3 protein-coding genes are annotated in these 2,973 nt (G+C 62.6%); 2 read left to right on the top strand and 1 reads right to left on the bottom strand.

Translation table 11 applies throughout. From position 1 onward, the window contains the following. Positions 1-187: 187 nt before the first annotated feature. Positions 188-802: a glutathione transferase GstA gene (gene gstA / locus AAFX91_RS40430; protein WP_394570212.1), complete on the bottom strand. Its 615-nt coding sequence runs from the start codon at positions 800-802 to the stop codon at positions 188-190. A 145-nt stretch (positions 803-947) separates the two neighbouring features. Here gstA and AAFX91_RS40435 point away from each other — a divergent pair, with 145 nt between their 5' ends. Together AAFX91_RS40435 and AAFX91_RS40440 are read left to right on the top strand one after the other, a co-directional pair. After that, on the top strand, positions 948-1,436 hold the full coding sequence (locus AAFX91_RS40435) for a MarR family winged helix-turn-helix transcriptional regulator (protein ID WP_130583966.1): 489 nt from the start codon (positions 948-950) through the stop codon (positions 1,434-1,436). A 96-nt stretch (positions 1,437-1,532) separates the two neighbouring features. After that, entirely contained in the window at positions 1,533-2,903 is a 1,371-nt protein-coding gene (locus AAFX91_RS40440; RefSeq protein ID WP_282532222.1) for a glutamate--cysteine ligase, read from the top strand. Positions 2,904-2,973: the final 70 nt, after the last annotated feature.

The raw sequence follows: 2,973 nt of genomic DNA on the forward strand, positions 1-2,973 counted from the left end.
GGATTTGTTGGGCATACGTTCTCCGTTAGAGAACTGTCCCTAATTTCCCGTGTCTCACTTTTGGGGGGCACTCCACTTAACCGTCGCTCGAAAGTCCCCGGATTGCGCTTCGCTCCATCCGGGCTACACAACTACAAGAGGGCCGGGTCGCCTATCCGGCCCCTTTGCCATTTGGTGAGGAAAGACCCTACGCCGCCTTCAGCAGCCCTTCCTTGGTCAGCGCTTCCTGCACTTTCGGCCTAGCGGCGACGCGGGCCTTGTAGGCGGTGAGATTGGGCAGGCCCGACAGGTCGAACTTCATCCGGTCGGCCCAGGCCAGCATCGTGAACAGATAGCCGTCGGCGACGGTGAACTGGCTGCCGAGGAGGTAGTCGCGCCCGGCAAGCTGGCCGTCGATATATTTGAACTTGCCCATCAGGCGGTCCTTGAAGAACGCCTTGGTGCCATCGGACAGGACCGGCGCGAACAGCGGGCTGAAATTCTTGTGCAGCTCGGTGGTGATGAAATTGAGCCACTCGAGGAGCTTGTAGCGCTCGGCGCTGCCGTGGGCCGGCGCCAGGTTCTTGCCCGCGGCACGGTCGGCGATCATCTGTACGATCACGGGGCCTTCGGTGACCAGTTCGCCGGAATCGAGCGCCAGTGCCGGCACCTGGCCCTTGGGGTTTATTTGCAGGAAATCGTCGCCATTTTCCAGTTTCTTGGCGCGTACATCGACTTTGACCAGCTCGTAGGGCAGGCCGGCCTCCAGGAGCGCGATATGGGGCGAAAGCGAGCAGGCGCCGGGCGAATAGTATAATTTCATCGGAGATCTCCTCTCGAATTCTTGTTGGCCTTTTTCCTGTTGGCCTTGGGCGTCGGACCGACTAAATGCACATGCATGATTAGTCAAGATTGATGCAGGTGCATTGAGTACGGTACACTTCGTGCTGACGATGACGGACTAGGCCATGAAACGCAAACCATCGACCGAGGCGACCGCCGCCTGGATCCGCCTGATGCGGGTGCAGAGCCGGGTGCTCGACGCCGTCGAGCAGGACCTGAAGAAGGCCGGTTTTCCGCCGCTCGCCTGGTACGATGCCCTGCTCGAGCTGTCGCGCGCGCCGTCGGGGGAGTTGCGGCCGGTGGAGTTGGAGCGTCAGATGCTGCTGCCGCAATATTCAACGTCGCGGCTGATCGACCGCCTGGTGGACGAGGGGCTGGCGGCCCGTCGCGAATGCAAGGTCGACAAGCGCGGCCAGTTCGTCGAGATTACCGAGGCGGGACGTGAATTGCAGAAGCGGATGTGGGGCGCCTATTCGGCGGCGATCGAGAAGCATGTCGGGTCGAAACTGTCTGATACCGACGCGGTCAAGCTCTGCGCGCTCCTGGACCGGCTGGGATGTTCCTGCAGCGACGCCAAGCCGCCTGCGATAAGAGACGGCGTGACAGCCCGATGATATCATTGTTGCCACCAGCATCCGCGGGCCGCCTGGTTCGCGGATGCCCCTGCCACCGCGCGCATTCGATCGAAGCGCTTCAGTATCGGAATTCGTATGGCGCGTGACCAGATCGATATGACGCCACTCCAATCGCGCGACGAACTGGTCGCGTGGATCGAGGCGGGCGTGAAGGATCCATCCGATTTCCGGATCGGGACCGAGCATGAGAAGACGCCGTTCACGCTGCAGGACCATCAGCCCGTGCCGTATGAAGGCGCGCGCGGCATCGGCGCCTTGCTCGACGGCATGAAGCTCCTGCTCGGCTGGGAGCCGATCATGGAGAACGGCAACATCATCGGACTCTACGACGTCACCGGGGGAGGCGCGATCTCGCTCGAGCCGGGCGGCCAGTTCGAATTGTCGGGCGCGCCGGTCGAGACCGTGCATCAGACCCAGAGCGAGCTGATGGCGCATCTCGCGCAGGTCCGCGAGATCGCAACCCCGCTTGGCATCGGCTTTCTCGGCCTCGGCATGACGCCGTCCTGGTCGCGGGCAGAGATCCCGGTGATGCCCAAGGGCCGGTACAAGATCATGACCGGCTACATGCCGAAGGTCGGCAAATACGGCATCGACATGATGTACCGCACCTGCACGGTGCAGACCAATCTCGACTTCTCCTCCGAAGCGGACATGGTGAAGAAGCTGCGCGTGTCGCTCGCCTTGCAGCCGATCGCGACCGCACTGTTCGCCAACTCCCCGTTCACGGAAGGCAAGCCCAACGGCTTCCTGTCGTTCCGGTCCGAGATCTGGCGCGACACCGACAATGGGCGCTCCGGCATGCTGCCATGGGCGTTCGAGGACGGCATGGGGTTCGAGCGCTGGGTCGATTATGCCCTCGACGTTCCGATGTATTTCGTCAAGCGCGGCGACGACTATCTTGACGTCTCCGGCACCTCGTTCCGCGATTTCTTCGAGGGCAAGAATCCTGCGCTGCCCGGCGAGCGTCCAACCCTGTCGGATTGGGCCAATCACCTCTCGACGATCTTTCCGGAGGTGCGGCTCAAGCGCTATCTGGAAATGCGCGGCGCCGATGGCGCGCCTTGGGGACGGCTGCCGGCATTACCGGCATTCTGGGTCGGACTGCTCTATGACAACGACACGCTGGATGCGGCCTGGGATCTGGTGCGGAACTGGACCGCGCGGGAGCGGCAGGCGCTGCGCGACGACGTGCCGCGCTTCGGCTTCAAGGCGCGGATCAAGGACCGCTATCTGTTCGAGATCGCGAAAGAGTGTCTCAAACTGTCGCATGTGGGTCTGCGGCGGCGGAACCGCATCGACCAGATCGGCCGCGACGAGAGCCGCTATCTCGAGCCGCTGGAGCGGATCATCGATTGTGGCCGGACGCCGGCGGAAGAGCTGCTGGACAAGTTCAACGGCGCCTGGAACGGCTCCGTCGAGCCGGCCTATGACGAATACGCGTTCTAGGCCGTGTGGACAGTTACCTTATCCAGAGCAGAGTGGCGGCAATGGCGACGACGGCGAAGTAGTTTCGCGC

The organism is Bradyrhizobium sp. 31Argb (assembly GCF_043638955.1).
Taxonomy (GTDB): Bacteria; Pseudomonadota; Alphaproteobacteria; order Rhizobiales; family Xanthobacteraceae; genus Bradyrhizobium.